The 23,456-nt window shown below is 49.8% G+C and carries 28 protein-coding genes; all 28 read right to left on the reverse strand.

Annotated features, from left to right (window positions below; translation table 11 throughout):
* Positions 1-8: 8 nt before the first annotated feature.
* The gene (locus tag C7E10_RS04180) at positions 9-791 is read right to left on the reverse strand and encodes a baseplate wedge 1 family protein (RefSeq protein ID WP_105326102.1); all 783 of its coding nucleotides are present in this window, start codon (positions 789-791) and stop codon (positions 9-11) included.
* A gap of 2 nt (positions 792-793) precedes the next feature.
* On the reverse strand, positions 794-1,984 hold the full coding sequence (locus C7E10_RS04185) for a baseplate J/gp47 family protein (RefSeq protein WP_105326103.1): 1,191 nt from the start codon (positions 1,982-1,984) through the stop codon (positions 794-796).
* Positions 1,981-2,349 (reverse strand): contractile injection system sheath initiator, encoded by a 369-nt coding sequence (locus tag C7E10_RS04190; protein WP_200820201.1) that lies wholly within the window; start codon positions 2,347-2,349, stop codon positions 1,981-1,983. Before C7E10_RS04190 ends, C7E10_RS04185 begins: the two co-directional genes overlap by 4 nt.
* Positions 2,346-2,969, reverse strand: coding sequence for a Gp138 family membrane-puncturing spike protein (locus tag C7E10_RS04195; RefSeq protein ID WP_105326515.1), 624 nt, complete (start codon positions 2,967-2,969; stop codon positions 2,346-2,348). Before C7E10_RS04195 ends, C7E10_RS04190 begins: the two co-directional genes overlap by 4 nt.
* A 13-nt stretch (positions 2,970-2,982) precedes the next feature.
* Positions 2,983-4,032, reverse strand: coding sequence for a baseplate hub protein (locus tag C7E10_RS04200; RefSeq protein ID WP_105326104.1), 1,050 nt, complete (start codon positions 4,030-4,032; stop codon positions 2,983-2,985).
* Positions 4,029-4,364, reverse strand: coding sequence for a phage baseplate plug family protein (locus C7E10_RS04205; protein ID WP_105326105.1), 336 nt, complete (start codon positions 4,362-4,364; stop codon positions 4,029-4,031). Before C7E10_RS04205 ends, C7E10_RS04200 begins: the two co-directional genes overlap by 4 nt.
* Before the next feature lie 9 nt (positions 4,365-4,373).
* On the reverse strand, positions 4,374-5,036 hold the full coding sequence (locus tag C7E10_RS04210) for a phage baseplate protein (RefSeq protein WP_105326106.1): 663 nt from the start codon (positions 5,034-5,036) through the stop codon (positions 4,374-4,376).
* Complete coding sequence (locus C7E10_RS04215) at positions 5,037-7,151, reverse strand: NlpC/P60 family protein (RefSeq protein ID WP_105326107.1); 2,115 nt, start codon at positions 7,149-7,151, stop codon at positions 5,037-5,039. It lies immediately after the preceding gene.
* Positions 7,148-9,319 (reverse strand): phage tail tip lysozyme, encoded by a 2,172-nt coding sequence (locus tag C7E10_RS04220; protein WP_105326108.1) that lies wholly within the window; start codon positions 9,317-9,319, stop codon positions 7,148-7,150. The genes C7E10_RS04215 and C7E10_RS04220 overlap by 4 nt, the downstream gene beginning before the upstream one ends.
* Positions 9,319-9,474, reverse strand: coding sequence for a DUF6889 family protein (locus C7E10_RS12025; RefSeq protein WP_160101814.1), 156 nt, complete (start codon positions 9,472-9,474; stop codon positions 9,319-9,321). The genes C7E10_RS04220 and C7E10_RS12025 overlap by 1 nt, the downstream gene beginning before the upstream one ends.
* 44 nt (positions 9,475-9,518) lie before the next feature.
* The gene (locus tag C7E10_RS04225) at positions 9,519-9,953 is read right to left on the reverse strand and encodes a phage tail assembly chaperone (protein ID WP_105326109.1); all 435 of its coding nucleotides are present in this window, start codon (positions 9,951-9,953) and stop codon (positions 9,519-9,521) included.
* A 20-nt stretch (positions 9,954-9,973) separates the two neighbouring features.
* The gene (locus tag C7E10_RS04230; protein ID WP_105326110.1) at positions 9,974-10,411 is read right to left on the reverse strand and encodes a tail tube family protein; all 438 of its coding nucleotides are present in this window, start codon (positions 10,409-10,411) and stop codon (positions 9,974-9,976) included.
* 13 nt (positions 10,412-10,424) lie between these two features.
* Positions 10,425-11,573, reverse strand: coding sequence for a DUF3383 family protein (locus C7E10_RS04235; RefSeq protein WP_105326111.1), 1,149 nt, complete (start codon positions 11,571-11,573; stop codon positions 10,425-10,427).
* 16 nt (positions 11,574-11,589) lie between these two features.
* Positions 11,590-12,192, reverse strand: a complete 603-nt coding sequence (locus C7E10_RS04240; RefSeq protein ID WP_105326112.1) for a phage neck terminator protein — start codon at positions 12,190-12,192, stop codon at positions 11,590-11,592.
* Positions 12,192-12,560 carry a hypothetical protein gene (locus tag C7E10_RS04245; RefSeq protein ID WP_105326113.1) on the reverse strand — a complete coding sequence of 123 codons (369 nt, stop codon included), beginning with the start codon at positions 12,558-12,560 and terminating at the stop codon, positions 12,192-12,194. Before C7E10_RS04245 ends, C7E10_RS04240 begins: the two co-directional genes overlap by 1 nt.
* 3 nt (positions 12,561-12,563) lie before the next feature.
* Positions 12,564-13,166, reverse strand: a complete 603-nt coding sequence (locus tag C7E10_RS04250; protein WP_105326114.1) for a phage virion morphogenesis protein — start codon at positions 13,164-13,166, stop codon at positions 12,564-12,566.
* Positions 13,160-13,621, reverse strand: coding sequence for a DUF4054 domain-containing protein (locus C7E10_RS04255; protein WP_105326115.1), 462 nt, complete (start codon positions 13,619-13,621; stop codon positions 13,160-13,162). The genes C7E10_RS04250 and C7E10_RS04255 overlap by 7 nt, the downstream gene beginning before the upstream one ends.
* A gap of 15 nt (positions 13,622-13,636) precedes the next feature.
* A complete protein-coding gene (locus tag C7E10_RS04260) occupies positions 13,637-13,885 on the reverse strand; it encodes a hypothetical protein (protein ID WP_105326116.1) in 249 nt (82 codons plus the stop codon).
* A 57-nt stretch (positions 13,886-13,942) separates the two neighbouring features.
* Positions 13,943-14,986, reverse strand: a complete 1,044-nt coding sequence (locus C7E10_RS04265) for a DUF2184 domain-containing protein (RefSeq protein ID WP_200820202.1) — start codon at positions 14,984-14,986, stop codon at positions 13,943-13,945.
* 16 nt (positions 14,987-15,002) lie between these two features.
* Positions 15,003-15,518 (reverse strand): structural cement protein Gp24, encoded by a 516-nt coding sequence (locus tag C7E10_RS04270; RefSeq protein WP_105326117.1) that lies wholly within the window; start codon positions 15,516-15,518, stop codon positions 15,003-15,005.
* Between the two features lie 15 nt (positions 15,519-15,533).
* Positions 15,534-16,769: a DUF2213 domain-containing protein gene (locus C7E10_RS04275; RefSeq protein WP_105326118.1), complete on the reverse strand. Its 1,236-nt coding sequence runs from the start codon at positions 16,767-16,769 to the stop codon at positions 15,534-15,536.
* On the reverse strand, positions 16,766-17,602 hold the full coding sequence (locus C7E10_RS04280) for a phage head morphogenesis protein (protein WP_105326119.1): 837 nt from the start codon (positions 17,600-17,602) through the stop codon (positions 16,766-16,768). Before C7E10_RS04280 ends, C7E10_RS04275 begins: the two co-directional genes overlap by 4 nt.
* Before the next feature lie 400 nt (positions 17,603-18,002).
* Positions 18,003-19,928: an anti-CBASS protein Acb1 family protein gene (locus C7E10_RS04285; protein WP_105326120.1), complete on the reverse strand. Its 1,926-nt coding sequence runs from the start codon at positions 19,926-19,928 to the stop codon at positions 18,003-18,005.
* Positions 19,921-21,237 carry a PBSX family phage terminase large subunit gene (locus tag C7E10_RS04290; RefSeq protein ID WP_105326517.1) on the reverse strand — a complete coding sequence of 439 codons (1,317 nt, stop codon included), beginning with the start codon at positions 21,235-21,237 and terminating at the stop codon, positions 19,921-19,923. Before C7E10_RS04290 ends, C7E10_RS04285 begins: the two co-directional genes overlap by 8 nt.
* Positions 21,221-21,610: a hypothetical protein gene (locus C7E10_RS04295; protein ID WP_105326121.1), complete on the reverse strand. Its 390-nt coding sequence runs from the start codon at positions 21,608-21,610 to the stop codon at positions 21,221-21,223. Before C7E10_RS04295 ends, C7E10_RS04290 begins: the two co-directional genes overlap by 17 nt.
* Before the next feature lie 996 nt (positions 21,611-22,606).
* The gene (locus C7E10_RS04300; RefSeq protein WP_105326122.1) at positions 22,607-23,050 is read right to left on the reverse strand and encodes a hypothetical protein; all 444 of its coding nucleotides are present in this window, start codon (positions 23,048-23,050) and stop codon (positions 22,607-22,609) included.
* Positions 23,051-23,059: 9 nt separating this feature from the next.
* Entirely contained in the window at positions 23,060-23,290 is a 231-nt protein-coding gene (locus tag C7E10_RS04305; RefSeq protein WP_160101817.1) for a DUF3310 domain-containing protein, read from the reverse strand.
* Positions 23,283-23,456, reverse strand: coding sequence for a hypothetical protein (locus tag C7E10_RS12030; protein ID WP_160101820.1), 174 nt, complete (start codon positions 23,454-23,456; stop codon positions 23,283-23,285). Before C7E10_RS12030 ends, C7E10_RS04305 begins: the two co-directional genes overlap by 8 nt.

A 23,456-nucleotide genomic window follows, 5' to 3' on the forward strand; every position in this document is an offset into this window, starting at 1 on the left:
TTCCCTCCTCAGGTTCCGGACCCGCTGCTGTTAGAGCCGGAAGTATCAGTTTTAGTAGTTTCAATCCAGTGAGAGTTATACCCATTGTAATTGAGCGTATTATACTTGTATGCAAAAATCGGAAGCCCTTCCGTGGAAATGAAGCTCATCAGATTAATCCGGACCCCTTCCGGTTTCGGGACAATGTATCCATGGGCAATCAGCTCCTGCATAAGCTGACTATAGTCGCCTAAAAGTACAATGTTATAGCTCATATCCTGAAGGTCCTGGATCTGCAGTTTCTGATTTGCTGGGAATAGTACATTCCACATTTCGTACAGATCTGCAACCGATCCTTTCCAGATATTCTGGATGATCTTACATTTGATCATAGTCCGATAAACATCATCCGTGATAAAATGATCTGCCTCAAGGTATTGTGCTACCCAGCCAACAACTATGGTTTTCGCGTCAGAAGATTTAACTGCGACTGGAGTTTCAATAGTATCATAAATACTAGTTGCCCCTGTATCAGCTACCATTTCCGATGGAGACGGGCATTTAACATCACTGGTGGCAATAGCTGAAGGCGAGAAATTCAGATTACGAGACACCCCCACGATAGCCCCCAGGATATCTAACTGTGCATCAGCCGCCGTATCAATATCGAACTGGTCGATCATTTTTAAAATTGCTATATCCAACTTGCAGCCATAATCCACCATTCCGCGGACCATATCGTTAAATTTAGGGCTCCCCCTGTATTCAGAGGTCATTAACCCCCTATAGTATTCTTTTTCGTTCGTCCGCATGATTACACCTCTACCGTGATGTTGTCATATACCGGCTGGGCAACCTCATTATAGGTGATAGCCATATCCACCGCAGACTTGCTGTCCGCAGTTCGCCCAATCAGCAGCTCTGATACCCCAAAGGTAGGTTTATAGACATTGGTGTTGCAGTCCGTAATGACCCCCATGAGGAGAGAATAGGATAGAGTCTGCCCGATTTCCAAAGACTTGATATAGCCGTAAACAGCAGCCTGGATTTTGGCCTTGGTCCCGCCCACATAACCAGTGTACTTTGCCACTTTTACCGATACGAAAACAGGGACGTAGGTGGGCCGGCTGAATCTGACTTTATTGGGATAATCATTTACATCAACGACTTCCACCTCTGTAGTTCCGTTGGTATAACAACCAAGTCCCTTATGGTAGAGGATACTCTCTGCAATCTCCGTGTCAGTGCCTCCTTCAACAACGCAGGTAACTGAATGAGGCGGCAGCCCGTACGGGTTATTGTCAGCATCCACCTCAGAGATATTCGTATCATTCTCATAGCAGGCTACCCGGGTAACGTTGTCCAGAGCAATCAGTGCGCCACGAGTTCCCGCTAACATGCTTTGGGAAGGATTGGCTACCGAAATTTCCTGCCGTTCTCTCAGCTCTGCATCAGTTTCTTCTGCAACGCCGGGGACCGCCGTAGAGTTATTGGTCACACTGACCCAGCCGTATGTAGGGGTATTGATTTGGGAGATATCTCCTACGCCAGCTGTCTTTGCACCGGCTGTTTCGCAGGTTACTGTGGTCGTAAGAGTCCCATTAGAACCGATAACCACCGACGCCGGCAAGTCCCAGATCAGTCCGGATGTATCTTTAACGGATCCCTTTTTGATTTCTGTAAAAGGAGTCCCCGTAAGCGTAACCTCACACGTACTGTAGCCTGCCGCCTTCCTCTCCAGCCCGTTCAGTTTTACAATGGAATCAAGGGTTGCCCCGATTGCCGTTTGTGGGCTCCTGGCGTTATAGGCGTACTGTACAGCCTGGTAAGAATCCGCGATCTTCAGTGCCAGGATCGAAAGAAACTGGTAATCCGCCGCGTCGTTTCCCAAGTATATATCCTGGCCATAAATGGACTTCATCAGGTCGATCATATCTTCAAGGATATCCTGGTACGTCGGCAGATGCAGACCGGACGAATCAATAAATGGAGTAAAATAACTCACGCTGCTTTCACCTCCTCATTAGTTACACTGAGCGTCCCGTATTTCGTTTCAACCAGAGCTCGGAAACCATAGTTCCGGTTTTCAAAGCTGGAAGTCCAGGCGGTAATGGCCAACACTCCTTCTGTTTCTGAGATCCGGTCCCGGATAATGAGGTCGACCGCCTGCTGGTTTTCCGGTCTGCCAGAAGTTCCCATAATCTTCTGCCACAAGGGCAGCCCGTCTTCCTGGTCTTCCCACCATTCCCCATAAAGAAGGAGCAGCCGGCTTTTGATGGCCTGGGCTACAGCTTCTGCTCCGCTCAAATAGTTGGATGTGCCATTTCCAAACGTATAATCCCAGTCTTTGCTGAGTCTTCGGTAAATCATGCCACGCCTCCTGTATTTCCACCACCGGTCTCGACTCCACTATGTTTGTGGCCGATGAAGTTCTTTCCATCAATCATAGTGGAACCTCCAATAACAACAGAGCTTCCCAGGATAGAAACAGTCCCGCCCACAATGTTAATGGAGTTCCCGGACAGCTCAATGTATGCCTCGCCGCTTTCTGTTCGAAGCTGTGCGGATTTCGTGCTGTAGTTCGGGACTATCCGCGGCTGGCTCCAGGGGCCCGGGATTGCATACCCATCAGATAGATCATGCCGCCTGCAGTCAATTTGGTTCTGAACCCCGCCAGACTGCCACCAGGCATCCATGCAGTTGTCACCGAACACAACCAGGCACTCATCTCCTTTTTGCACCGGAAGCGTAAGCAGGTATCCGCCGGCCCTTGGAAACACAATCGGTACATCCACTAAAAGTGGAACCTCTTCCCAGGTCTCTTCGCCATCGTTGTAGCGTTTTTCCCGGATAGCCAGCTGCACACTGACGGTCTGGGTTTCAGGGTCAAAAGACTGGATAATGCCAGGAGAAGCTACCCGTGTCTTGATAGCCCGGCTTCTCGCCTTGTTTTTTTCATTTACGCTGCGGGAAGGATCCCGTTCGTTCATAGGAATCACAACGTCATACCCCCATCCCATTGTTCTTCGTATTTGCCAGCATAGCCGGCAGCGTTCCCTTGCCATATCGGGAAATTCCCTGGCAAGACGTATACCAGTTTGTTCCTCGGGTGTCGCCCGAATGCGTCAGTGCTGTTACCCTGTAGATCCATTCGTCATCCAGAGGTGCCTGCTGCTGCCCTGGCGAAACCTGAGCTTCGTTGACTTCACTGTTCTTCAGCTTAACCAAGGTGCCCAGATGAATAGCAGGATTCAGGAGCAGCTTGAAGGATACCCCGAACTGCGTTTGCTGGGGCATTCCGACAAGGCCCGTATCGGGCGTCACAACTAGAGCTTCATCGTTTGATATATCCTGCAGACGGGTAACATGCAGGGTCCCATCTTCCACATAGTAATCTGCAGCATTTCCCCTGCAGATATCTGCGATGTAGTCCGTCGGGTCCCCAAAGAACACCTTTCCTCTGGGAAGGGCCTGCAGAGACAGCCCGTCAGTAATTGTCCCCGTGCTTGCTGGGATCTTCTTTTCCGCACTGTCACACACGGTCTGCAGGGCTTGCCGCTGGTTCAACCCCTTGTTCACGGTTTTCTTGATGAAGTTCAGATGCAAGGGACTGTCACCATCAATGGCTGTAAGGGTCAGGACATAGTCTACGTTGGATTCTTTGGAACGGCTGGACCAGATGATCTGCCCATCAAAGATTTTCCCGTACTGAAGTTCTACGTCAACCGTTTGAGAAGTGACCGTCTGTCCGCTGGCTTTAGCCGCACTGGCCTGCTCATCTGTAAGTACATTCCCAGAACTATCTACGTTGGCATTTTCCTGAACCGTCGTAGAATAGCCGGCTTCGATGATGAGCCGGTCCCCTTCGTCAATCAGCTGCTTTTCCGTAGCCGCAGTCAGATTATAGATTTTGCAGGTAGCATAGAACCCGTTCTTGTCCCGACTCTTGTGGACTTCAAAAGTACAATGCAGTTCTGACACGTTCAGGGCTTCATTGTCGTTTTTATCTGCAATGAGGATTTTCCATTTCCGAAGCCATAATTTCCCGTTCAAGAATCATCACCCCACACCAGAATAAACGTCGACCCCAAGGTAGTGTTGTCTGGCTGCTGCAGATCGCTGGCCTCATTTTTTACTACATATGCGCTGCCAATATCCAAATATTTGAACTGTCCCAGTAAATCAATACCGCAGACCAGTGGCAGCATATCAATCAGGGTTTTCCCTGTCGCATAGTCAATGACCGTCGCAGTCCAGTAATCGCACAGATCATGGTACCTGAGGCACAGCTTGATATGAATGTTTCTTGCCCCGCCGTCCAAGGTCAGTTTGAACGTTTGTTCACTAAAAGGTACGTTGGTAAGCGGGATTTCTGACCATGCCATTTAATCACCTCAATTCATGCCGGCTGCAATCTCGCCCTGGCGCATAACAGAAGTCGGGGTCTCTTTGGGCTGGGCTTCACCGCGTTTCGCTGTACCTGCGGAAGTCCAGTTCCTGGCCGAGACCTTTTCCGTGGCCACGCTGGCCATAATGATCTGCTGCATGTTCACATTGGCCCGCAGCCCCGTCAGTGTGTTGGGGCCATCCTCTACAGTAATTCCCTGGATAACCATATTCGGAAACTGGTTCATCCGGGTAAGAACCGTAATAGGCTGGTGGGACTGCATCAATTTGACGAGTTCCCTGTAGGCCGAAACAGATTTGGTATACGCACTGCAAAACTGGCCGGAGACCATGGTGGCCATGGCATCGCTCATGCCAATTTCCATCGAAATACTTACCGGGTTATCATACATATGATCTGAGATATTGGCCCCGTTTTGGACCGGGTGGGATGTTACTGTAGCCGTATGACTGGTAGTCGTAGAAAACACTGCGTCAAAGAATAGCCCGCCAATATTGGTTTTGCAATAGACCAGTTCTTCCACCCCAGCAGCAGGCCATTGCGGCGGCCGGTACCCTCCCTGGATTGCCTGCAAGAAAGCAGCCGTCTGGCTGCTGTCATTGATCAAAGATACAGCCAGATCAGACAGCCCGTTTAAAGATAGATTCATTTATACAAGCACCCCTCTTCCTGCGCGCGCTGCTATACGCTCGCTAATGTCTTCAAAGTTGCTTCCCCCTTCCTGAGCCGGAGCCTTGGATACATTGATCTGGATCGCCCCGATAGAAACTTCTGTTCCGGCCTGGCTGCCAACACCTTCCGGAGCCACCATAGGTGTGTACCCGCTGGACGCAGCAGCATAGGAATTGCTGTTAAAGAAGCTGCTTCCATTCCCGACAAGGCTGTTCCCAGCCCCGCCATAGCCACCTCCAGCAGTTCCCTGGCCGGCAGCTTGGATATAAGCATTGGTAGAACCATACCCGGTAATATTCCCAAACCACTCCTGAGCGGTATCCAGGTCAATGGTCTTGATCCCGCCGTCAGACTGGCGGTTAATCATCATATTTCCACCAAGGGAAATCCCTACATGAGAGGGGAAGAATACAGCGTCCCCTGCATCAGGGGTGTATCCTGGGCCTCTCATGGCATTGCCGTATGCTGTCTGCATCGAGCCGATATCATCCACAGCCGGAAAATTTACGCCCAGATTGCGGAGATAAGCGGAAGCAAAACTGGCACATTGTACAGCAGGATCTGTATTGCTCCCGTCCGGGTCCATCCATTGATACCCCTGCTGCAAGCTTCCAGCCAGGCCCGTTACCGAACCAGCAGAAAGATTCCCGTTATCATCCAGATTAGCGCTCAGGTTGCCAATATCATTAGAGGCCATACCACCATTAGCACCACCGGAAAAAGAGCTTCCAAAGCGGAATCCTCCAAGATTATCATACTTTACATGGGTTTGAGCTTTACCAAATCCGCCAAGGCCCCCGGCTAATTGGCTAGCCGCTCCCAACAGGCTTTTCCCTGCTTCCTGGAATCTTCCCTGTGCCACGAGAGCCAAAGCTTCGATAATTTTTGCAAAGACACCGACAAAAGAAATTCCCGACTTAATGCCTGTGGTAATAGCTTCCCCGATCACTTTCCAGTAGGAAGTCCCCTTCGACAACCGGGATGGGCTCTGGTTTTCATCCAGGGAACGATAGAGTTCTGAAATGGATTTTTTCAGATCCCGGAAAGCCTTCGTCAGTTCATCAACAGTTTTGACCCAGGTGTTCTCAATTTCGCCCCAGTCGATACTGTCATTGATTTCCTTGGCAATATTCCCTAACACTCTGAAAATGGTATCCAGAGCCCCGGAGATCTTCCCCAGAATATATTGGATCACACCGCCAATGGTTTTCACCGTATCACTGCGCATGAACTTCAAAACAGTTTCCCACATAGGGGCCAGAGTCTTAGAAGAATTCCATCCCTTTATGCAGTAAACAAAATCCTGAATAAGCAGCATTGCAGTACCCAGGATCATTACCAGCCGGCCAAAGGGGCCAGCGGTAATTGCAGCTCCTACAACTGCGAAAATCCCCGCCCACTTTTTCACACTGGCCGGAAGGTCTTCGACAAAATCGTATACCACGCCCAGCACAGATTTAATGGCATAGAACGCAGAATAGGCAACACCTACGATAGAGGACAAGCCGTTCGCTATTTTCTTTGCCACCTCCGGCAGATTCCGTCTAAGCCGTTCATTCAGCCACTGGATGAACCCCTGGAAGCGTCTTATGAACGGGTCCATGTATTTGATCAGGTAGTAAGCGATCCATTCCCGCAGTGCTTTCATCTTGACCTGCAGGCTCTGGATATCGTACCCGATTTCACGGATCCATTTAAACTGCTGTTCAGCGTCTACCGGCGTGGCCAGCTCATTCATCTCCTGCCGAAGCCGGAAAAACTGTTCACGCAGTTCAGGAACCCAGGCAATATCCTGTTCTGAGACGCCCATGGTCTTCATGGCTACAGACAGTGCTTTAGCGCTATCTCCAGTAATCCACATCTGGGTTCCCAGACGCTTGTACTGCATTTCAGCATCGGCCGTGCTCTTAATCAGGCCCGTAGTTACCTTAACCACTGCCGCGAGGCTAATACCAACGCCTACTGGGATTGCCATCCTGGCCATCCCTTTGAGTGCGTGTACCAGGTCATTAATGGCCGTCTTCGCGGTTTCAAAAGAACCTGTGTCTAAATCCGCACTTAATTTGATCACATATTGTTCCAATAGCGTCATACAATCACCTCACGCTGGGCCCTGGCATTGAGTCCACGTCTAAAAGCCTCATAGATTTCCTGAGGAGTAGCATTGGTACCGGATACATCAACCCGAATAATCCCAAAGCTGATACTGCTGCTTGAAGAGTTGTTCCAATTCGGGTTGGATATAGCAGCAGCGGCGTAACTCGTAGGGGAAACAGCCGGCATAGAAAAAGCTGCCGTATTCCCTGCAAAACCCATCGCCCCGCTTCGGGCACTAATACCGCCACCTGCGGAAGCCATAGCAGCCAAACCATTGGCCGCCCGCTCTTCTTCCACTGCAGCAGACTGATCAGCCGGGCTTTCAAAATCATGGAGGACCGCATCAGAGGCTTCCTTTACGCTGTCCGTAGAGGCTAATACCTGGTAAACGCTGGAATAGCTTTCCTTCAGTTCATTCAGCAGGAATTCCAGCTGCATGCCCAAATCCGCAATGCTCCGTCCGGTCGATTTCGCATACCGGTACAGTGCCCGCTTCCGGTTTTCTGAAGTCCACTGAGCCAGGCCAAAGCCAATACCGTCGCCGGCAAATTCATCCTCACTGATTGAACCATTATCCACCCCGGCCACATAGGCTGCATCGTCAACTCCGCTGCTGTCTTCCGCATTTCCCGGGTTCAGGCCGCTTTCAGCCTGGAGGTTCCCAACAAGGCCGGCGGCACCAGCAGGAGTAAGGCCAGCCTGTACCAAAGCCCCAATAAGCTGACCAGCACCGGCCCCGATTGACCCCATACCAGAATTACCAAAATTGCCTCCTATACCGAAATTGCCATATTCGTTTTCCAGGCTGTTATCACCCATAGCGCTCTGGATCCCTGCGAAAAACGGTATCCCCCACCGGTTGATTGAAAACTGGTGGGCAAACTGGTGCATGGTATTGGCCGCACCTTTGAAGTCTCCGCTGAACACCTGCGACGTTGCTTTCGCCAGCTTTGCAAACAGGCTGACGAATACCGCTAAGGTATTGACCCCGCCTTGAATAGCCCCGCCCAAGAGTTTCCAGAACACCAGATATCTTTGTGCGTCTAACCATCCGGATTTCTTAGCCAGCATAGTAAAGAAACTGTCGGCTGCTTCGTTCAGATCCCAAAAGGCTTTGCCCAGTTCCCCAGCTGCTTTCTGGGCCTCCTGCGCCACGCTATCCCAGTCAATTGCTTCACTGATTTCCGTTATGATTCCTACGACAGTTTTGAGAATCTTTTCCAGGATATTTGCGACTGCCGTTAAAAGCTTTGTAATGATTTCTCCCAGCTTCTTCAGGGTTTCGCTGTTCAGGAACTTCAAGACTTTTTCCCACATAGGGGCTAAGGTCTTTGAGCTGTTCCATCCGTTCGCATAGTACACAAAGTCCTGTACCAGAGTCAGAATAGCCGTAATGGCAATCAGGAAATACCCCATAGGGCCGGAACGGATTGCCGCGAACACAAGGCCAAAGATTGCTGTCCATTTCTTTACCTGGCCGGGGAGATCACCCACAAAATCTAAAATTTCCCCAATGACCGACTTCAAAAGCGAAATCGCCGAATAAGCAATGCCTACTATGGTCGATAAGGCTTTTGCTATCTTCCTGGCAATGGCTGGCATATTTTGCCCAAGTTGGGCATTCAGCCACTGGATGAATCCCTGGAACTCTTTAATCATGGGGCCCAAATACTTGATCAGAAAATAAGCTACCCACTCAGAGAGCATCTTTACGCGCACTTGTAAGGATTGAACATCATAGCCGATCTCCCGGATCCACTGAAATTGTGCTTCCGTGTCTACAGGAGCCGCCATAGCATCCATCTCTGCCCGGAGCCTAAAGAACTGACCCCGCAGTTCCGGTACCCATGCAATGTCTTGCTCAGAAACGCCCATGGTTTTCATTGCAACAGATAAAGCCTTGGCACTTTCAACGGTAGTCCACATTTGTGTGCCAAGGCGCTTATATTGCACTTCAGCGTCAGCAGCGTTTTTGATAATTCCGGCCGTTGCTTTGGTAATAGCTAAAATGCCACCGAACAAGGCAGCAGGTACAGCCACCGATTCGACGCTGCCAATGATCTGTTTGAGTTCCTTGAGGCAACTAATAGCCTGGTTGAAAGACCCTCGGTCAATCCCCGCTCCCAGCTTATATAAATACTCTTCAATCGGTGTAGTTGCCATTACTTATTCACCTCGCTACGGGCCGCCTCCTGAGCGCGGATTTTATTGATCGCATTGGTGTCCAGAAGTTCGTGGGCATCCAGCAAATCATCCAGATCATACGTCCCGTCAAACGTCTCGTGCTGCTTCCACAGTCCAGCTGTTACCGGGGCCATTAAAAAGGCATCCAAATTGGGATATGGAAGCGGGTCAAACCCAATCAGTCTTTCTTTTTGCCTTCCAAGATCGCCGGAGATAACCCGGCTTCTCCGAAAAAATCTCCTACGTTAAAAATTAATGCCTGTACCGTGAGCCCCATGACTGTAAGTACATCGTAGTTCAGTTCCGGGTCTACAAACCGGCCATCTTCCCTCAGCAGTGGTACCGGAAGGAGTTTGCCATCAACGTCGTCCAGCTTAACCACAGTTCGCAGAATCATGGTCTGGATCTCATCAAATTCCTTTCTGGGGAGGGACGGCAAGGTGGTAGTGAGCATTCCCACGATTTCCTTATCATTCCGTGCGGTCATCGCCGGTGCGAGTACCGCCGCAGCTTTCACAGCCAGATAGGAAGCAGACCGGGCGTCCAGTTTGCCCAGTCTGTATTTCACTCCTTTGATTTCAGTGATTTTTGTTTTCGTTTTTGGAGCCTGCATATTTCTTTCTCCTTTCATGCTCAAATGGCATTATTAGTAATGTCAGCACACATCAGTGTCCAGGTCACACGCTGCCCCTGGGACTGGTACGGTACGTCCGCTTCTTTCTGCGGGCTGACGCCGGAGCAAACATGGGAGCCGCCGGTACTGGTGTTTTTCAGCAGCATGGTGGTCGTTGCCCAGTTAGTCGTATTAGCCGCCCAATGAGCGTTGAACCAGTTCAGAAGCCAGAAATGCAGAGGGCTGGTCTGCTGGACTTCAATCGTAACCGTGCCATTATTCCCGGCCACCTTAGAAACCATCACAGAGCCATCCGCAGCCACATCATGCGCGCTGCGTTCGGTAGACTTGGACACCGAAACGGATCCGGCACCTTCGCCGGTAAAAATATAATCACCTACAAGATCGCTGTGGATAGAACCCACAAGATCAGTAAAGCTATAGGTCGTAGTTGCCATTTATCTTCCCCCCTTAGCGGTTGACATAGACTTCAATGGTCACAAATTCGATAGCGCCGGCCAGTTTAACAGATACATAGATAGGCGGCGCCTTGCGGGCGTCTCTATCGGCCTGAGACTGATCGTCCACGTCTTCGGCCTGTACCAGATAGCCATTCGTCAAATAGGTGCCGTTTGCCAATTCCAGGACGGTCCCGCCGTTCCACTTACCCGGCGCGATAAAGCCAGTGTTTACGTACTTGTTGCAGGCCGTATTAATGACGTTCACAATGGAAGCCACCCCTGCATTGGTCTGAGGGATCTTGCGGTTATTGGCCAGCAGGTCCATGACGTTCAGCTTGATGTCATTCTTCAGCATATCCAGGTTTAGGATTTCGTCGAAGGCGGTCCCGTCAGCCATACGCCCGTACTGCAGCAGATTATAGTCCTCATCCCGGGTGACATACACGTTCCCGTTTGCACCGGTGGAATCGCGTCCACCTGCGATTTGTTCAACCTGGTTTTCCGTCAGGCTGTCAGTTGTCACTCCCGGCAGTTTCTTATAAGCCAGTGTAAAAGCGGAATTGCTGGTCCCGCGATTGGCACCCATAGCATACCCGGCCGTTGCGGCTACCGCATCCAGAGTGTCTGCCTGGCCGCAGTATTGTCCGAAAGTACGCCGGTACGCTTTCTGCTTCATAGCATAGAAAATGGCGTCCTTACTGGAGGTGTCAGAAGCCGGGGATACACTGGAATCATCAGTCGTGTAGAACAATACTGTGTCCGGAGTCGCTGTTTCTACCCATGCCGCGAGAGCCACCAGGTCGTCATACGCCGCTCCCAGAGGAACCAGGATATACCATTCGCTGTTAGCGGCCCTGCAGGCCTGTGCAGCAGCCAGGAGGCTTTCGTCGTCAGAGCTCTTTACACCCACAGCCAGCTTGGTAGGCGTAATGGTCGCGGAGAAATACAGCAGTGCAGCCTTATACTCTGCGCTGTCCGTAGTGAAGCCATCAGCCAGGAGTGCGTCCACAGAAGTGTAGGTTCTCACCCTTTCATCTTTCGGGATTACCGAACTCGTCCCAAGGATCAGGGCAACGTTGAAGCCCCGTCTTGCGGCAGCTCTAGCTGCCAGGCTGACGGAAATATCAACAATGGGATTCAAAGTTAATTTATTAGCCATATTATGGTCCTTTCATTCAAGATTTATTGATTGTCAGACTGCCCAGCTGGGTGATCGTCCCCGCGGTTTTGCCTGGCAAAGTCTTGTCGGTGTTAACATGGACATCCACAGTAGCAATGGAACGCACGTCTTCATCAAATTCAACCGTAGAGTTGAATGTCATCTGAAGGTCGGCCCTTTGCCACCACAGCCCCTGAAAGATTTCCGGAGCATAGGTAACTGCATTTCCGCTGGGAACTACGTTAATCCCCTTTTCCTTCAGCTGCTTTGGGTTATCCATGAGCTTATGCCGGAGCGTCACCAGGTTGTCGTATCCGTTGGGCCCATATGCTACGAAGGACATTTGAAGGACCCGGTTTACCTTATGATGGCGGACAAGGTCATCTCCAGAGTTCTCCCAGGTCTCATCTACAGTCTGCGTTGAGTCGTCGTCCGCATCCCCAAAGAGAATGAATACCACGTCATCATTTACACCCCAGTCCGGTTGGCCCTGGGCCGGATAGGTTAGGCGAACAGGAGGCTTTTTAGAGCCATAGTCTTTATTCTGGTCGTAGCCAAGGGAGGCCATGACCGCTTCATAGAAAGCTGCTTCGATTTCTTCTCGTTTCAACGTCGCCACTAACTTTCACCTCCAGGAATTCGAACACAGATAGCCCGGTAAAAGCCATATTTCTGATCAGGGTCCACACTGACGATTTTATAGGTATCACCTTCCCAGGAAACAGTATCTGCCAGGTTCTCTCCTTCATTCTGCCCGGTCACATAAACCGGGATTGTGGTAAGAACGCGGATCCCGCCACCTTGACGATCCCCTTCGGGAACGACCGACAAGTCTCGCGTATTTGCTTTGGTGACGATACCCGTTGTCGTAATGGTTTCTTTTTCCCCAGCGAGAAAGCGACCCTTTACCCAAGTCCCACTTTGCCGGTTAATGACGACCTGCTGGGAAAGCATGGGGGAAAGGACAACCGAAGACAGATTGATCATGGCTTATTCCTCCCGCACGACATAGATAATACTGTTCCGCAAGCTCCCTGTATCGATCAGGGGACGCTCGCTGCCCTTTGCCTTAATGGTTTTCGGGGCATTTTTAGGCCAGTTGTTCCTGGGGTCATAGAACCAGCTCCTGCAGGCGTTCTGGGCCTTTAATCCAGTCCACGCCATGGCAGATTGCACGGCTGGTTCATTTCCGTCCAGCGTGGCTTTATAGATCCGCTGAAACCCTTTCCCAATTTCGTTCCTATGCGCTTTCAGTGCGGGGCCGATAACTGGCCGGGGCGGGACGGCATACAGGGCGGACCCGTTAGAATGGATATACATTTGGTAGGCTTCAGAATAGGTGCTGCCAGATTTCATCATTAGCTTCATGGCTTTTCGCATAGCAATTTTTCTGACGCCATGTGTGTGCATGAACAGCAGTTCTGCGTTTGTAAGTTCCGGGGCATCCCCATTTCGGTTTGTAGCCGTAGATTTAGGGACCCCTACATACAGAGCCCTTTTCTCTAAGCCCTCAAGTCTCTTCAACAGCCCCTCGATCCCGCCGTTCACTTCAATATGAGATACTTGGGCCTTTACTTTTCCAGCATCTACCATACGTACATCCCGCCTTTGCCCGCCATCTTGGCAAGAGTTGCAAACTGTACCCCATAAGAAGTCAGCTTGAAGCCAGCCCAGCCAGCAAGATCACTGGTAATGGAACCAATTTCTCGAGAATAGGAAACCCCGTCGGCGCTTTCGCCAGAAAGCAGTCCCGCATTTGTGGCCGCTGCCAAAACGGAATTGGCATCACTGCCAGCTTCTGTCTGAGACTGCAGATATAGAGCGCAGAAATGAGCGATGAACAAGCCAATAGCTGTTTTCCACATAGCCCCATACCGGCGCTTGTTAACACAAGCATTGCCCATTTCCACGTACTGGGAAATAGCGGCATCCGGGACCAGTCCCTTGAACTGTGGGTAAAGTTCCTCGAAATCTGCGACCGTGTAAGACGGATTACCGTAGGTTGGCTTCACATTGGACGCCTGGGCCAATAGCCCATTGATGAACATCAGCCGCCCTCCTTGTTAAGCCTTGATTTTAGCGGTAGTTGCTTTTGCTGCTGTTTTAGTTTCAGCTGCTGTAACCGCCTGGGTAGCCGCTTTTTCCGTAGGTGCGGTTGCTACGATGATATCGCCATCAGATTCTGCGGCCTTGAAGAAGTCATTATTAGCGCACCAGTCCGGGGCTTCTTCCATAGCCATACCGCCCTTGGTGGTAAAAGTTTCATTGTTTGCATTGCGGAATTCAAAGCGTTTTTTGCTCAGAATAAACATGTCATTTCCTCCTAATAAAACAAGGAGCTGCAATTAAGCAGCTCCCCATATGCTGGATCAGATTCCGTCGATATAGCGGACCGGCTGATAGTAGTTGAATTTAACCTGACCGATCTGAGCAGCGTAGAGGGTCAGATAAGCACCACGTTCTACAGACGGCTGCGTCATGGCCCGGGTAATAGGCACCGTAATATCAAAGTTCACTTTGTCTTCATCATTTACGTATACCATCATGCGGTCGGTTTTACCGGTTCCTGCTTCCTTGCACCAGCGGCAGGGCTCGATAGAGATTTTGCCACCCTGGTTACGGGCAATGTTGTTCTGCAGCAAATATTCCAGAATAGAGATGTTGCCAGCGTCGGATACCTTTTGAGTCACCAGGTAAGCGTACTGTTTGGAGGGGATCAGGATGTGGTTGGGCATACCGTCCAGATCATATTCGGCGGCAGTCCAGGCTGCTACCAGTGCATCATTGATATCATGCAGGATTTCATCCGGGGTCTTGGTCACCCAGGTTGCGGTCCCAGCCGCGCCATTAGCTGCGGTAGCGGCTACCACATTGGCGTCGTTCAGCAGGCCCGTAGTCCCAAACTTAGTCATGCCCTGGTACACGTTCTGGTCCAGAGTCTTGTTGTAGTTCAGTCGGATACCTTTATCCAGCAGATCTTCCAGGGAACGGCCGATCTGCTGCAGTTTTGCCTGATCAACAAAAGGAACCTGCATAGCGTGCATCCAGGTGAACACACGGAACAGATTCTTGTTGGTGTTGACCTGCATCACAGGGATAGCGGTAGTACCCGTACCCACAATAGACAGATCATTAGGGCCAGTGGTGCCATAATCCATGTCAAAGGTACTGGTGAAATCCACCCAGCCGCCACCAGTACGAGCTACAATATCCCGCTGCCAGGTTACAGAAGACAGCGGTTCTCTAATTTTAGTGTCCGTCTTTTCCAGTTCGCCCATCAAATAGGCCATACCGGAAGCAACTGCGTCGTTTGCACCACCGTAGAAGGCTTGCCGGCCGCCCTGTTTCATAGCAAAAGCAGCGCTGCCAGCCATGTTCCCGTTGGGTGCGCCAAATTGTACATTATCGTTCATTGTTTCCCCTCCTCAATCATGCGTTCAGCCGAGTCAGAATAGTGATTTCAGCAACACCATTGGCATCCACATAGCCATTAGTCCACTGTACATTAGTCAGCTGAACGGTATTCGTGCTATCCGCTTCTGCTTCAAAGCCACCTACAACCCCGGCAGGGATGGAGGAATTTTCCTTGATTCGTACATACACAGAACCACCTGCAGTCGGAGTCCCATGGTTGCAAGTCACAACCACAGCCCCGCGGTTGATGGCGTTTACCAGGTCTTTTGCGTGGTATGCGGTCGCGGTCTGATCGTCATATGCAGTTGCCTGCTTTACCACACGCAGTGCCACGCCGCCGAATTTAGCTGCAGTGAAATCATCCCCCACAGGGCTATACGTATTGTCCCCATTGGCGCACAGTGCCATACCAAAAGGAACATCAGCGGAGCCCTCTTTCAGCTGCCGGCTGGTTACAATATCGTCCGGAGTTCTTGCGTAGGTACCCGGAAAACCATAGTTCATAGAAATGCCAATTGCTTTTCCACTCATTGTATTGACCTCCTGTTATTTCTTCATGTAATGGGGATTGTATTTGTCTCTGATAGCGCGTCCCAGAGCTCTGTCATCTTCAGCGGTATCTCGTGCACCAGCATAGCCGTTCTTTTTAGCTTTTGCCAGCGTACCATAGCCATGATCATTGGCATTGCCACGAACCAGATAGGCCAGAGAATCCGCCACTTTCTTGCGCTTTTCCTGAGGCAGGTTTGCAATAATCGGTTTAATGCCCCGAATTACTTCCAGTGCTGCGTCACGCGCCTGCTTGCTGTTTTCGTCGCAATCACTGGAGACCACACCAGGGGCGCCCTCATCTTCCGTCTTTTTCGGGGGTTCGCCAACCTGGCCAGCCGGTGCCTGCACGTTGCTTTCGTCAGAAGGGTTCGCCGGAGCACCTTTTTCCAGTTCATTTTCCAGAGCGTCCAGCACATCCGGTTCTTCCTGGGCACCGGGTTCCCCATCATCCTGGGTTTCAGTACCTGCTCGCATCATTTTGGCCAGTTCAGCCACTGCATTTTCCAGACGGTCAAGGCGCTCACCGATATCGGTGCCGCCGGCCAGCCCCTCATCTTTTGCCGGTGTTTCCTCTTTCTTTTCATTCTCAGGGTTCAATTTGGACGCCTGTTCCAGATCATCCGGCGTGGTGTCCTCGTCTCTGGCAAAGCTTTTCAGCATTCTGCCAAACAGTCCTTGTTTCTTTTCCATCTTTTTCCCTCCATTTTTGGAATCTCGGATTGATACTTTATGCCCCGCGCGCCCCTGGTTCACTACCGCCACATGGTTACCTCTGATTTCTTTTTGGGTATACCCATTTTCACCACTTGGTACCCACAGGCAATTGTAGCCGCAGGATATATCGCGCTTGCCATTTTTAATTTCCTGGATCAGCTGTTTATCGTAGACGATCAGATCAGCCACCATACATTCGCTAAGCTCTCCGTCACCTCGTCTTACATCCCGGCACACACCTTTGGTATAGCGGGAATAATTCGTCGATGTAACATCTTCATTTGGGTGTTCATCGACTACCGGTTTTCCCTCGAAGGAAGCCAATGCCGCAGCGCTGAACACTTCCTCTTCAGGCCGTTCTACCTGGTAGATCTGCTGAGGCTCTGGGGCCCCGAATTCAATGCCCCTGTATTCCTGCACGCCAGTTCTTGCAATGGGAACCGACTTACAAATCAGATACCCTTCTGGGGTCTCGATCATGTGATCGGAAATCTTGCTGCCGTAAAACGCTCTCAAATAGCACCACCTCCCGTTATTTTCTTGAAGCCGGCCAATGTCATACTGGTAATTCGGCCGCCACGGTAAACCTTGTGGGGCCACTTCACATCGTCATAGTCAAGCAGGGGTTCAGCATAACACCGGCAGTTTGGGAATTCCCCCGCGTGGTAGGATCCATAATCTTTCATCCCGATCAGCTTTTCCGGGCTGGGCGGGTCACTCCAGTTAACCAGTACCCCGTCCATATGCGCATGGGAGCTGCGGACCCTTGCGTCTTCGCTGGTCCTCCACACATACCACTCTGCGCCAATACGCTGTGCCCGTACCCGGGTTAGTGCCGTGGCTGCCTTTGAGGTTTCCGTCCTGGCAATCAGCCGGGCTTTTGCCTCGGTCAGGTCTGAGAACCGGTTCATGATGTCTGCTTTCAGGTCTTCCGGCCGCACACCGGCTTCATAGCCTTCGGCCATCGCTCTGGCAAGGGCCTGGGTCGCGTCAGCCGGTACCGACTTTATAAGTTCTGCATTCCGGTCTATGATCTCTCGGAATGCATTGGACTTATTCAATTCCTTAGTAAGTGCATAATAGATTTCGGTTCCCTTGGATCCAGCTGCAGCCGCTTCTCTCCAGGTTCTGTAGCCATTCTGCATAACCTGGGTAGCCATGGCCATAGCGGCCATTCTTGCAGCAGCATCCATAGTAGGTGACCGTGCCATCTCTCGCAGCATCGTAATAGCCTGGGTGGGGGTAGAAGCTGTTTCCAGCTTCCTCCGCATCCGCCTCACGATACCTTTGATAGCAGCCTGGTAGCGCTTTTCTACAACGCGCCTGGGCTTGAATTTCTCCTTGTTCATAATCGTATCTCCGCTTTGACTTTCAACATAAAAGCGTTATAATGTGGCTACAAGAGCTTTAAGGTGGGCAAAAGAAACGGTCTGTTTGCTCGGTAACCCCAGATTAGTGAATCGTCTTTCTGGGATCTTAAAGCTCTTTATCATTTTGACTTTTTAACGAAAAAATAGTATATTGAAAACATCAAGAATAGCTAATTGACAACAGAAAGTCGCCACTGCTGTTAAAGAATGATGAGGACCGGGTTTCGACCCCGGAGGACGTTCATCCAATTAGCCATTCTTATTTTTTTGACTTTTAGCTGGAAAATGTTATAATTTAAATAGAAAGAGCTTTGAAGTTGGTAACGCAAGTGGTCTGGTTACCAAGCAATGTCCAATTAGTTTACATGCTTTGGACGCTTCAAGGCTCTTTATTTTTGGAATAATTTTCGTCCCATCCGGTAAGCAGGAAGGTAAATTTATCATCAAAGAAAGTTGGTGAAACAACTGCAGTATAATTGTCTTTTCTTATATACCACCTACCTCGATCTGTCTTCAGCTGCCCTGTTTCTATCACATTCGGAAGATTTGAAAGGAACTTATCTACATCAACCCCTTGTTCAGACCGTTCTTTAATTATATGTTTTAGCCCCATCCAATTATCGCCCCATGGAAGGGCAATCCCTCCGATATCCTCACGGGTAAAAGCATCAGGCACATATCCGCTTTGTAGTTTTCTTAAGAGATTAATAGCTTCAAGGCCTTTATGTTCCCCAGCTATAGGTTCCCCAATCTGGTTCTTATATGCTTCTCCTTTGGAATATCTAGGGGCTTTTTCTTTATGCTTAGGTTTTTCAGCACTTCCGTTGCCAAACTGTCCATTATCGGCCCTGGGGTGCTTACTTTCATCCCAGTTCTCGTCGCTGTCCCTACCGGGCAGTTCCTGGGGCTCCTGCTGCGGCAAACCCAACAGGCTGCCGAGCTCTCCTTCATTCTCCAGGTCTTCAGGGGCCTTCATGATATCGGCTTCCGTAATGTTCGTCCAAACGCCGGTACGTTCAGACTGCTGCTTCAGCTCCTTAAGGGCGGTCCGTTTGGATACCAGGCCGGCATTAAGTGCCGTGACTACGTTCTCAGTCCCGGATTTCGCCAGCTCTGCTCGTTCCTTGTCATTGGGCTCAGAAACAGGGTCAAAGTCGTAGTCCAGATCATCCGGCACAGCGCCGAATGCACTCATGCACACCACTGGCAAAAGCTTGTCCAGAATCGGCCGGAGCTTGGACTCCTGTTCTTCGGCAATCATATCGTAGTAGTTCTGAAGGTCCGATTCACCAGTAGCGTTCATTCCGGCAGGAGACCGCCCGAACAGCTTAGTAACCGGGATACGGGCAGCACCAGCAACGTCCATCATGAACTGAGAATAAACATCGGCCAGTCCGCCAAAAGTGTACTGGTGGGTTTCCATGCTGTCGTCCTTATCCATGATCTGCAGCCCCATATTGCTCATCAGCCAGTTCTGGGCCTGTACCGTGTGGTATAGCTCAGCCTTGGACTGTTCGTCTGCTGAACCGAGCATCTCCCCTAAATCAGCCATTTTCAGGATCCTCAAGTTTGCTACAAACGTTAGCTGCGCAATATTCCAGGAAACATTATCCCGCTTCTTCAAATCGTCAAAGACCGCCTCAACAACAGAGGCTCCCCATTGATTTTCTGCCAGGCTTTCCCAGTATGGCAGATCATCCCCAATAAACCGCAGTACGCGGCTATGGTGGACATTGCAAACAGTTCCACTTGCAGGATCTGAAATCTGGTAGTACTTGGGAAGCCCGTATTCCGGGTCCCCGATATCAGTAATCAGTTCTCCAGAGGGACTTACCCCGTTCCAGCGGTCAAAGTTCAGAATGCCGCAGAAATCACCAGGAAAGATTCTCTCTAGGTCCAGGGGCTGATCCAGCATATCTCCCTGGCCCTTGATCATGAGAACACCGATGGCCCCTCCAAAGAGGCGCCCCCACTCCATCCCCTCTTTCAAAGAATTAATTACGCGGGTTTGCCGGAGAGCCCTTTCAAACCGCTTCATCGTTGCCGGAGCCACTTCTGTGCTTAGCGTAATCCAGTTTTTCAACATATCCGAGGGAATCGTGTCCACAATGCGGCGGACAATCCACTGTTCCCGGTACAGCGTATTCAGCAGCGCATAATTCCTTGTGATCCGCTGCGGGATGTACTCAGTTGCTTCCAGCAGATTAGGGGTCCCTACGCCCAGCCTGGCCAGCGCATTAGAAAAGCCATCCTGGGCTTTCCCCCGGATGGCGCTATTTTGTCTTTTTTTCTTGTATCTAGGCATTTGCCAGCCTCCTTGGCCTTACAATCGTCATAACCCCATACCGCAGGGCATCCACCGTATGGTCCCTTGCTTTTATAGGCCGTTCCCTTCCGCCATTCTGGATGGCTTTCTCATCCCAGCAGTAGGATGTCATTTCTTGAATCAGCATAGGACAGCCTTCCTTGTAGATCCGTATCTTGCGCCGGGTCAGCATCTTGTTGACTGCCCGGATTCCTTCCAGTACTTTGTTGTCTGCATTAATGGTTTCTACAGTTTCTTTGGCGCGAAAGCCTCGGTTCTTCATCTCAATCTTGAAAGACTCAGCTGACGGGTCAATGATCACCGCAGTTACCGGCTGATCAATTGCTTTAATAAAATCCATCAAATCATCGCCATACTGGCTGTTGTCTTTTTCGTGATTTCCTGCAGCCCTGCTGTCCCAGTAATATTCCCTTGTGATCCACAACACATCTCCATCATCCCATATGTCAAGGAAAGCCATAGGGTTGACCGTCCCATAGTCGATTGCGATGTATCTGCGATACATGCGCGGGTTCAAGTAGATTAGATCCAACTGGGCTTTGCCAAAATAGAGATCTTCGCTCCAGGCGTCTTTATAAACAGCCCCTTGGGCCATGACCCACAGCCCCTGGATAAAACGCTGGTAGAAAACACCGCTGTATGTGGTCTTGTACCGCTCCCGTACTGAATCGCTAAGCGATGGATTGTCATCCATTGTAAAATGCAGATGCAGCAGCTTCTTTTCGGCCTGCTTCTTTATCCAGTTATTCAGAAACCAATGCATGGGGCTTTCGGGGTTGCAGTTGAACCACATTTTCGCACCGGCTACGCTGCAGCGGCCGGTCGCCTGGTTGACGAATGATTCTGGCATCAGGGCAACTTCATCACAGTACAGCCCCGCCAGAGTCAAGCCCTGGATCAGATCCTGGGAAGATTCATCTCTTCCGCCGAAAATGTAAAAATAATTAGTGCGTATCCCATCGCTAACTATAATAGTGTTCGATGTCCGGCTTTCTTTCACTTCCCACTTTCTTGCATAAATTACCGGCCGGAGCCAGTTCCACACGTTCCGTCTAAAAGCCCCAACTGTTTTCCCGCACATAGCAAAATTCTGATGATCATATGACGCCATTGCCCACAGAATGAAAGATACAGCCATTGCCACAGTTTTCCCGGCGCGAATGGATCCATCAGCAATGATTCCATTGTAGTTGCTATACGGAGACTCAGGCATCCACCAGGTGAAAACCTGCAGTTGTTTTTTAGAAAACTCCTGGAAACGTATTACCGGTTCAATCAGGTTGATCATCCTCATCCCACGCTTTCTTGGCGGCTCCACTCAAAGCCGCAGTCAGCCCGTCATCTGCAAGCTGCATTTCAAGCTGTTCATTCTTATCGCGATCCGACTGGCCCAGATAGTTTTTACCAAGAAAAATGGCCATGGCTGCAGACTTCTGAGCTAACTGCCACTGGGCCCTTCTAAGGGATATTTTCCCTATTCCGCGTTTTACCTTAAAAACTTCGGAAAAACTCAGCTTATAAGTTCTCTTGCACCATCGGTTCAGCGTCTTGTCCGTCACTCCAAAGAAAGCACATACTTCTTGTTCTGTACACTGCAGCCCGCAGAGGCGCTCAAAATTTTTCTGATCAATCACAGCCATCGGGCGCCCTGTTTTCCGCATCTCATCACATCCTTGCATTAAAAAAGCACAGCCATTATAGACTGTGCTTACTTTATCCCCTTATCAAATTTTCTTTTGCATTTGTAGGAACAAAAAATATAATTCCGTCCCCGATAATTGGTTTTCCATGGCCATGGAGTGCCAAATGGTAGGTAAAACTTTTCCCCGCACCTTTTGCAAACCTTAAAATTCCCCAATACAGGCATGTCTTTCATAAACGCTTCCAATCTCTTCGTGTTTCAAAGCGAAGCATAATTTATAATTTCTTTATTTTAACATAAATTCTTTATTTAAAGTCGAATAATCTCGAATTTGAGAAAATATAGAAACATTTTTATTAATTGACTAACAGCTTAAGTTGAGGTATATTATAGGCGGCTTATGTTTGGTTCACAGAACAATCTAAATGACTTCGCGAATCATTTGGCCAAGGACAATTTTTACTTCAATATCCAGTTGCCCCCCCGAAAAAAGGCCCTAGATTTATCTGGGGTCTTTTTTCGTATTTACTATATATGCTATAATATATTCGCACGGGGCGCCCCGCCTCAATTCTTTACGAAAAGAGGTGGCAGCTGTGAACAAAAAACATAAGTCTAACGTCATCTTCAGGACTTGGCTCAAAGATCCTCGTACTGGAAAAATCTTATACGCCCGTAGCTACGGCTTGCGTGCTTGGCCCATCCCTGTTGATGACCTAAAAGATGACTCACAGTCTCGTGCAACTAAGTCTGAATAGGATTGCAACCTGTTCAGCAGACTCTCCTGGCTAATGTAAGGAGAGTTTTTTATTTTGGCGTGAGGAAAATACATATTCTCTCATTGGCTGCCCCCCTTTCCCACCTCCGCGATAGCCATAAAAAACAAACACATCCAACTTTTCGGGAACGAAAAAAGCACCCCATCAGGGTGCCTTTTCCGTACTGCCATATCTTAGAAAGGAGGTTCCGCAATCGGTTCGGGCTTGCCCTTTTCCCTTACCTTTTGCAGTCTACACTATATCACGTCAAGATAGGGAATTTCTAGGAACTCTTTGAACTGAATCTCAAACTGCTGCAGTGCTTTCCCATGAATCTTGATTACATTGCGGTAAGTGTAGTTCATGTCCACTGCAATCTGCTCCCACCGCTTGTTGTTTAGATATCGTTCCGTCAGTACCGCCCGGAAACGGCCATCTTCCAACTGCATGATTCGTTCCCTGGCTTCCTTTCGCAAATCCAGAAGCTGATCCCATTCCTTATTTATTACAATCTGCATATCCCGGATCCGCGCCACCTTATCGGCCATGGATACCGGTATCCCTCCGTCAATCCGTTCTCGGCTGGTGTCCACGGAATGGATAGTATAAAGATCTGACTCTAGCTGCTGTAGTTCCTGTTCCTTAACCCGGAGTCCAACTGAAATAAAACGGATCCGGTTCAAATATTCTTTTGCTGTCATTAGCTCCTCCTATTTCTGACTGCTAGCTTCAATCTTCCGCAGCATGGTCAGGCATTCGATGGCTTTGTCCAGATCTTGTAGGCCGTTTTTCTTTGGGTAACGGTAGATGTACTTAACGGTACATCCGATTAGATACGCCCGTACGCCATCCGATCCCTGGCACAGCTCCTTAGCTATATCAATACATTCCATACCACCTCGCCAAGTGTAATGGTTCGGCCGGTGGATCATATCACTCATGAGGTTCCTCCTTTGCATGATCATTGTTCTTTTTCATCCAGTTAAAAAAGGCTTCTGTAGATTTTTGATCCTGATATCGTCCGTAGATTTTTCGAATTTGTTCGTAAGCAAAAAGCGCAAGATCAATGGTAGCTAAAATAATTAAAGCGTTAAAAATAATCTGCAT

The organism is Acidaminococcus hominis (assembly GCF_900291475.1).
Taxonomy (GTDB): domain Bacteria; phylum Bacillota; class Negativicutes; order Acidaminococcales; family Acidaminococcaceae; genus Acidaminococcus; species Acidaminococcus hominis.

Coding starts and splice junctions, on each gene's coding strand:
- C7E10_RS04180 (WP_105326102.1), bottom strand. CDS start 791: ATGCGGACGAACGAAAAAGAATACTATAGGGGGTTAATGACCTCTGAA.
- C7E10_RS04190 (WP_200820201.1), bottom strand. CDS start 2,349: ATGATTTACCGAAGACTCAGCAAAGACTGGGATTATACGTTTGGAAAT.
- C7E10_RS04195 (WP_105326515.1), bottom strand. CDS start 2,969: ATGAACGAACGGGATCCTTCCCGCAGCGTAAATGAAAAAAACAAGGCG.
- C7E10_RS04205 (WP_105326105.1), bottom strand. CDS start 4,364: ATGGCATGGTCAGAAATCCCGCTTACCAACGTACCTTTTAGTGAACAA.
- C7E10_RS04210 (WP_105326106.1), bottom strand. CDS start 5,036: ATGAATCTATCTTTAAACGGGCTGTCTGATCTGGCTGTATCTTTGATC.
- C7E10_RS04215 (WP_105326107.1), bottom strand. CDS start 7,151: ATGACGCTATTGGAACAATATGTGATCAAATTAAGTGCGGATTTAGAC.
- C7E10_RS04220 (WP_105326108.1), bottom strand. CDS start 9,319: ATGGCAACTACACCGATTGAAGAGTATTTATATAAGCTGGGAGCGGGG.
- C7E10_RS12025 (WP_160101814.1), bottom strand. CDS start 9,474: ATGGCCCCGGTAACAGCTGGACTGTGGAAGCAGCACGAGACGTTTGAC.
- C7E10_RS04225 (WP_105326109.1), bottom strand. CDS start 9,953: ATGCAGGCTCCAAAAACGAAAACAAAAATCACTGAAATCAAAGGAGTG.
- C7E10_RS04230 (WP_105326110.1), bottom strand. CDS start 10,411: ATGGCAACTACGACCTATAGCTTTACTGATCTTGTGGGTTCTATCCAC.
- C7E10_RS04235 (WP_105326111.1), bottom strand. CDS start 11,573: ATGGCTAATAAATTAACTTTGAATCCCATTGTTGATATTTCCGTCAGC.
- C7E10_RS04245 (WP_105326113.1), bottom strand. CDS start 12,560: ATGATCAATCTGTCTTCGGTTGTCCTTTCCCCCATGCTTTCCCAGCAG.
- C7E10_RS04250 (WP_105326114.1), bottom strand. CDS start 13,166: ATGGTAGATGCTGGAAAAGTAAAGGCCCAAGTATCTCATATTGAAGTG.
- C7E10_RS04255 (WP_105326115.1), bottom strand. CDS start 13,621: ATGTTCATCAATGGGCTATTGGCCCAGGCGTCCAATGTGAAGCCAACC.
- C7E10_RS04260 (WP_105326116.1), bottom strand. CDS start 13,885: ATGTTTATTCTGAGCAAAAAACGCTTTGAATTCCGCAATGCAAACAAT.
- C7E10_RS04265 (WP_200820202.1), bottom strand. CDS start 14,986: ATGAACGATAATGTACAATTTGGCGCACCCAACGGGAACATGGCTGGC.
- C7E10_RS04270 (WP_105326117.1), bottom strand. CDS start 15,518: ATGAGTGGAAAAGCAATTGGCATTTCTATGAACTATGGTTTTCCGGGT.
- C7E10_RS04280 (WP_105326119.1), bottom strand. CDS start 17,602: ATGAACAAGGAGAAATTCAAGCCCAGGCGCGTTGTAGAAAAGCGCTAC.
- C7E10_RS04285 (WP_105326120.1), bottom strand. CDS start 19,928: ATGCCTAGATACAAGAAAAAAAGACAAAATAGCGCCATCCGGGGGAAA.
- C7E10_RS04290 (WP_105326517.1), bottom strand. CDS start 21,237: ATGATCAACCTGATTGAACCGGTAATACGTTTCCAGGAGTTTTCTAAA.
- C7E10_RS04295 (WP_105326121.1), bottom strand. CDS start 21,610: ATGCGGAAAACAGGGCGCCCGATGGCTGTGATTGATCAGAAAAATTTT.
- C7E10_RS04300 (WP_105326122.1), bottom strand. CDS start 23,050: ATGACAGCAAAAGAATATTTGAACCGGATCCGTTTTATTTCAGTTGGA.
- C7E10_RS04305 (WP_160101817.1), bottom strand. CDS start 23,290: ATGAGTGATATGATCCACCGGCCGAACCATTACACTTGGCGAGGTGGT.
- C7E10_RS12030 (WP_160101820.1), bottom strand. CDS start 23,456: ATGCAGATTATTTTTAACGCTTTAATTATTTTAGCTACCATTGATCTT.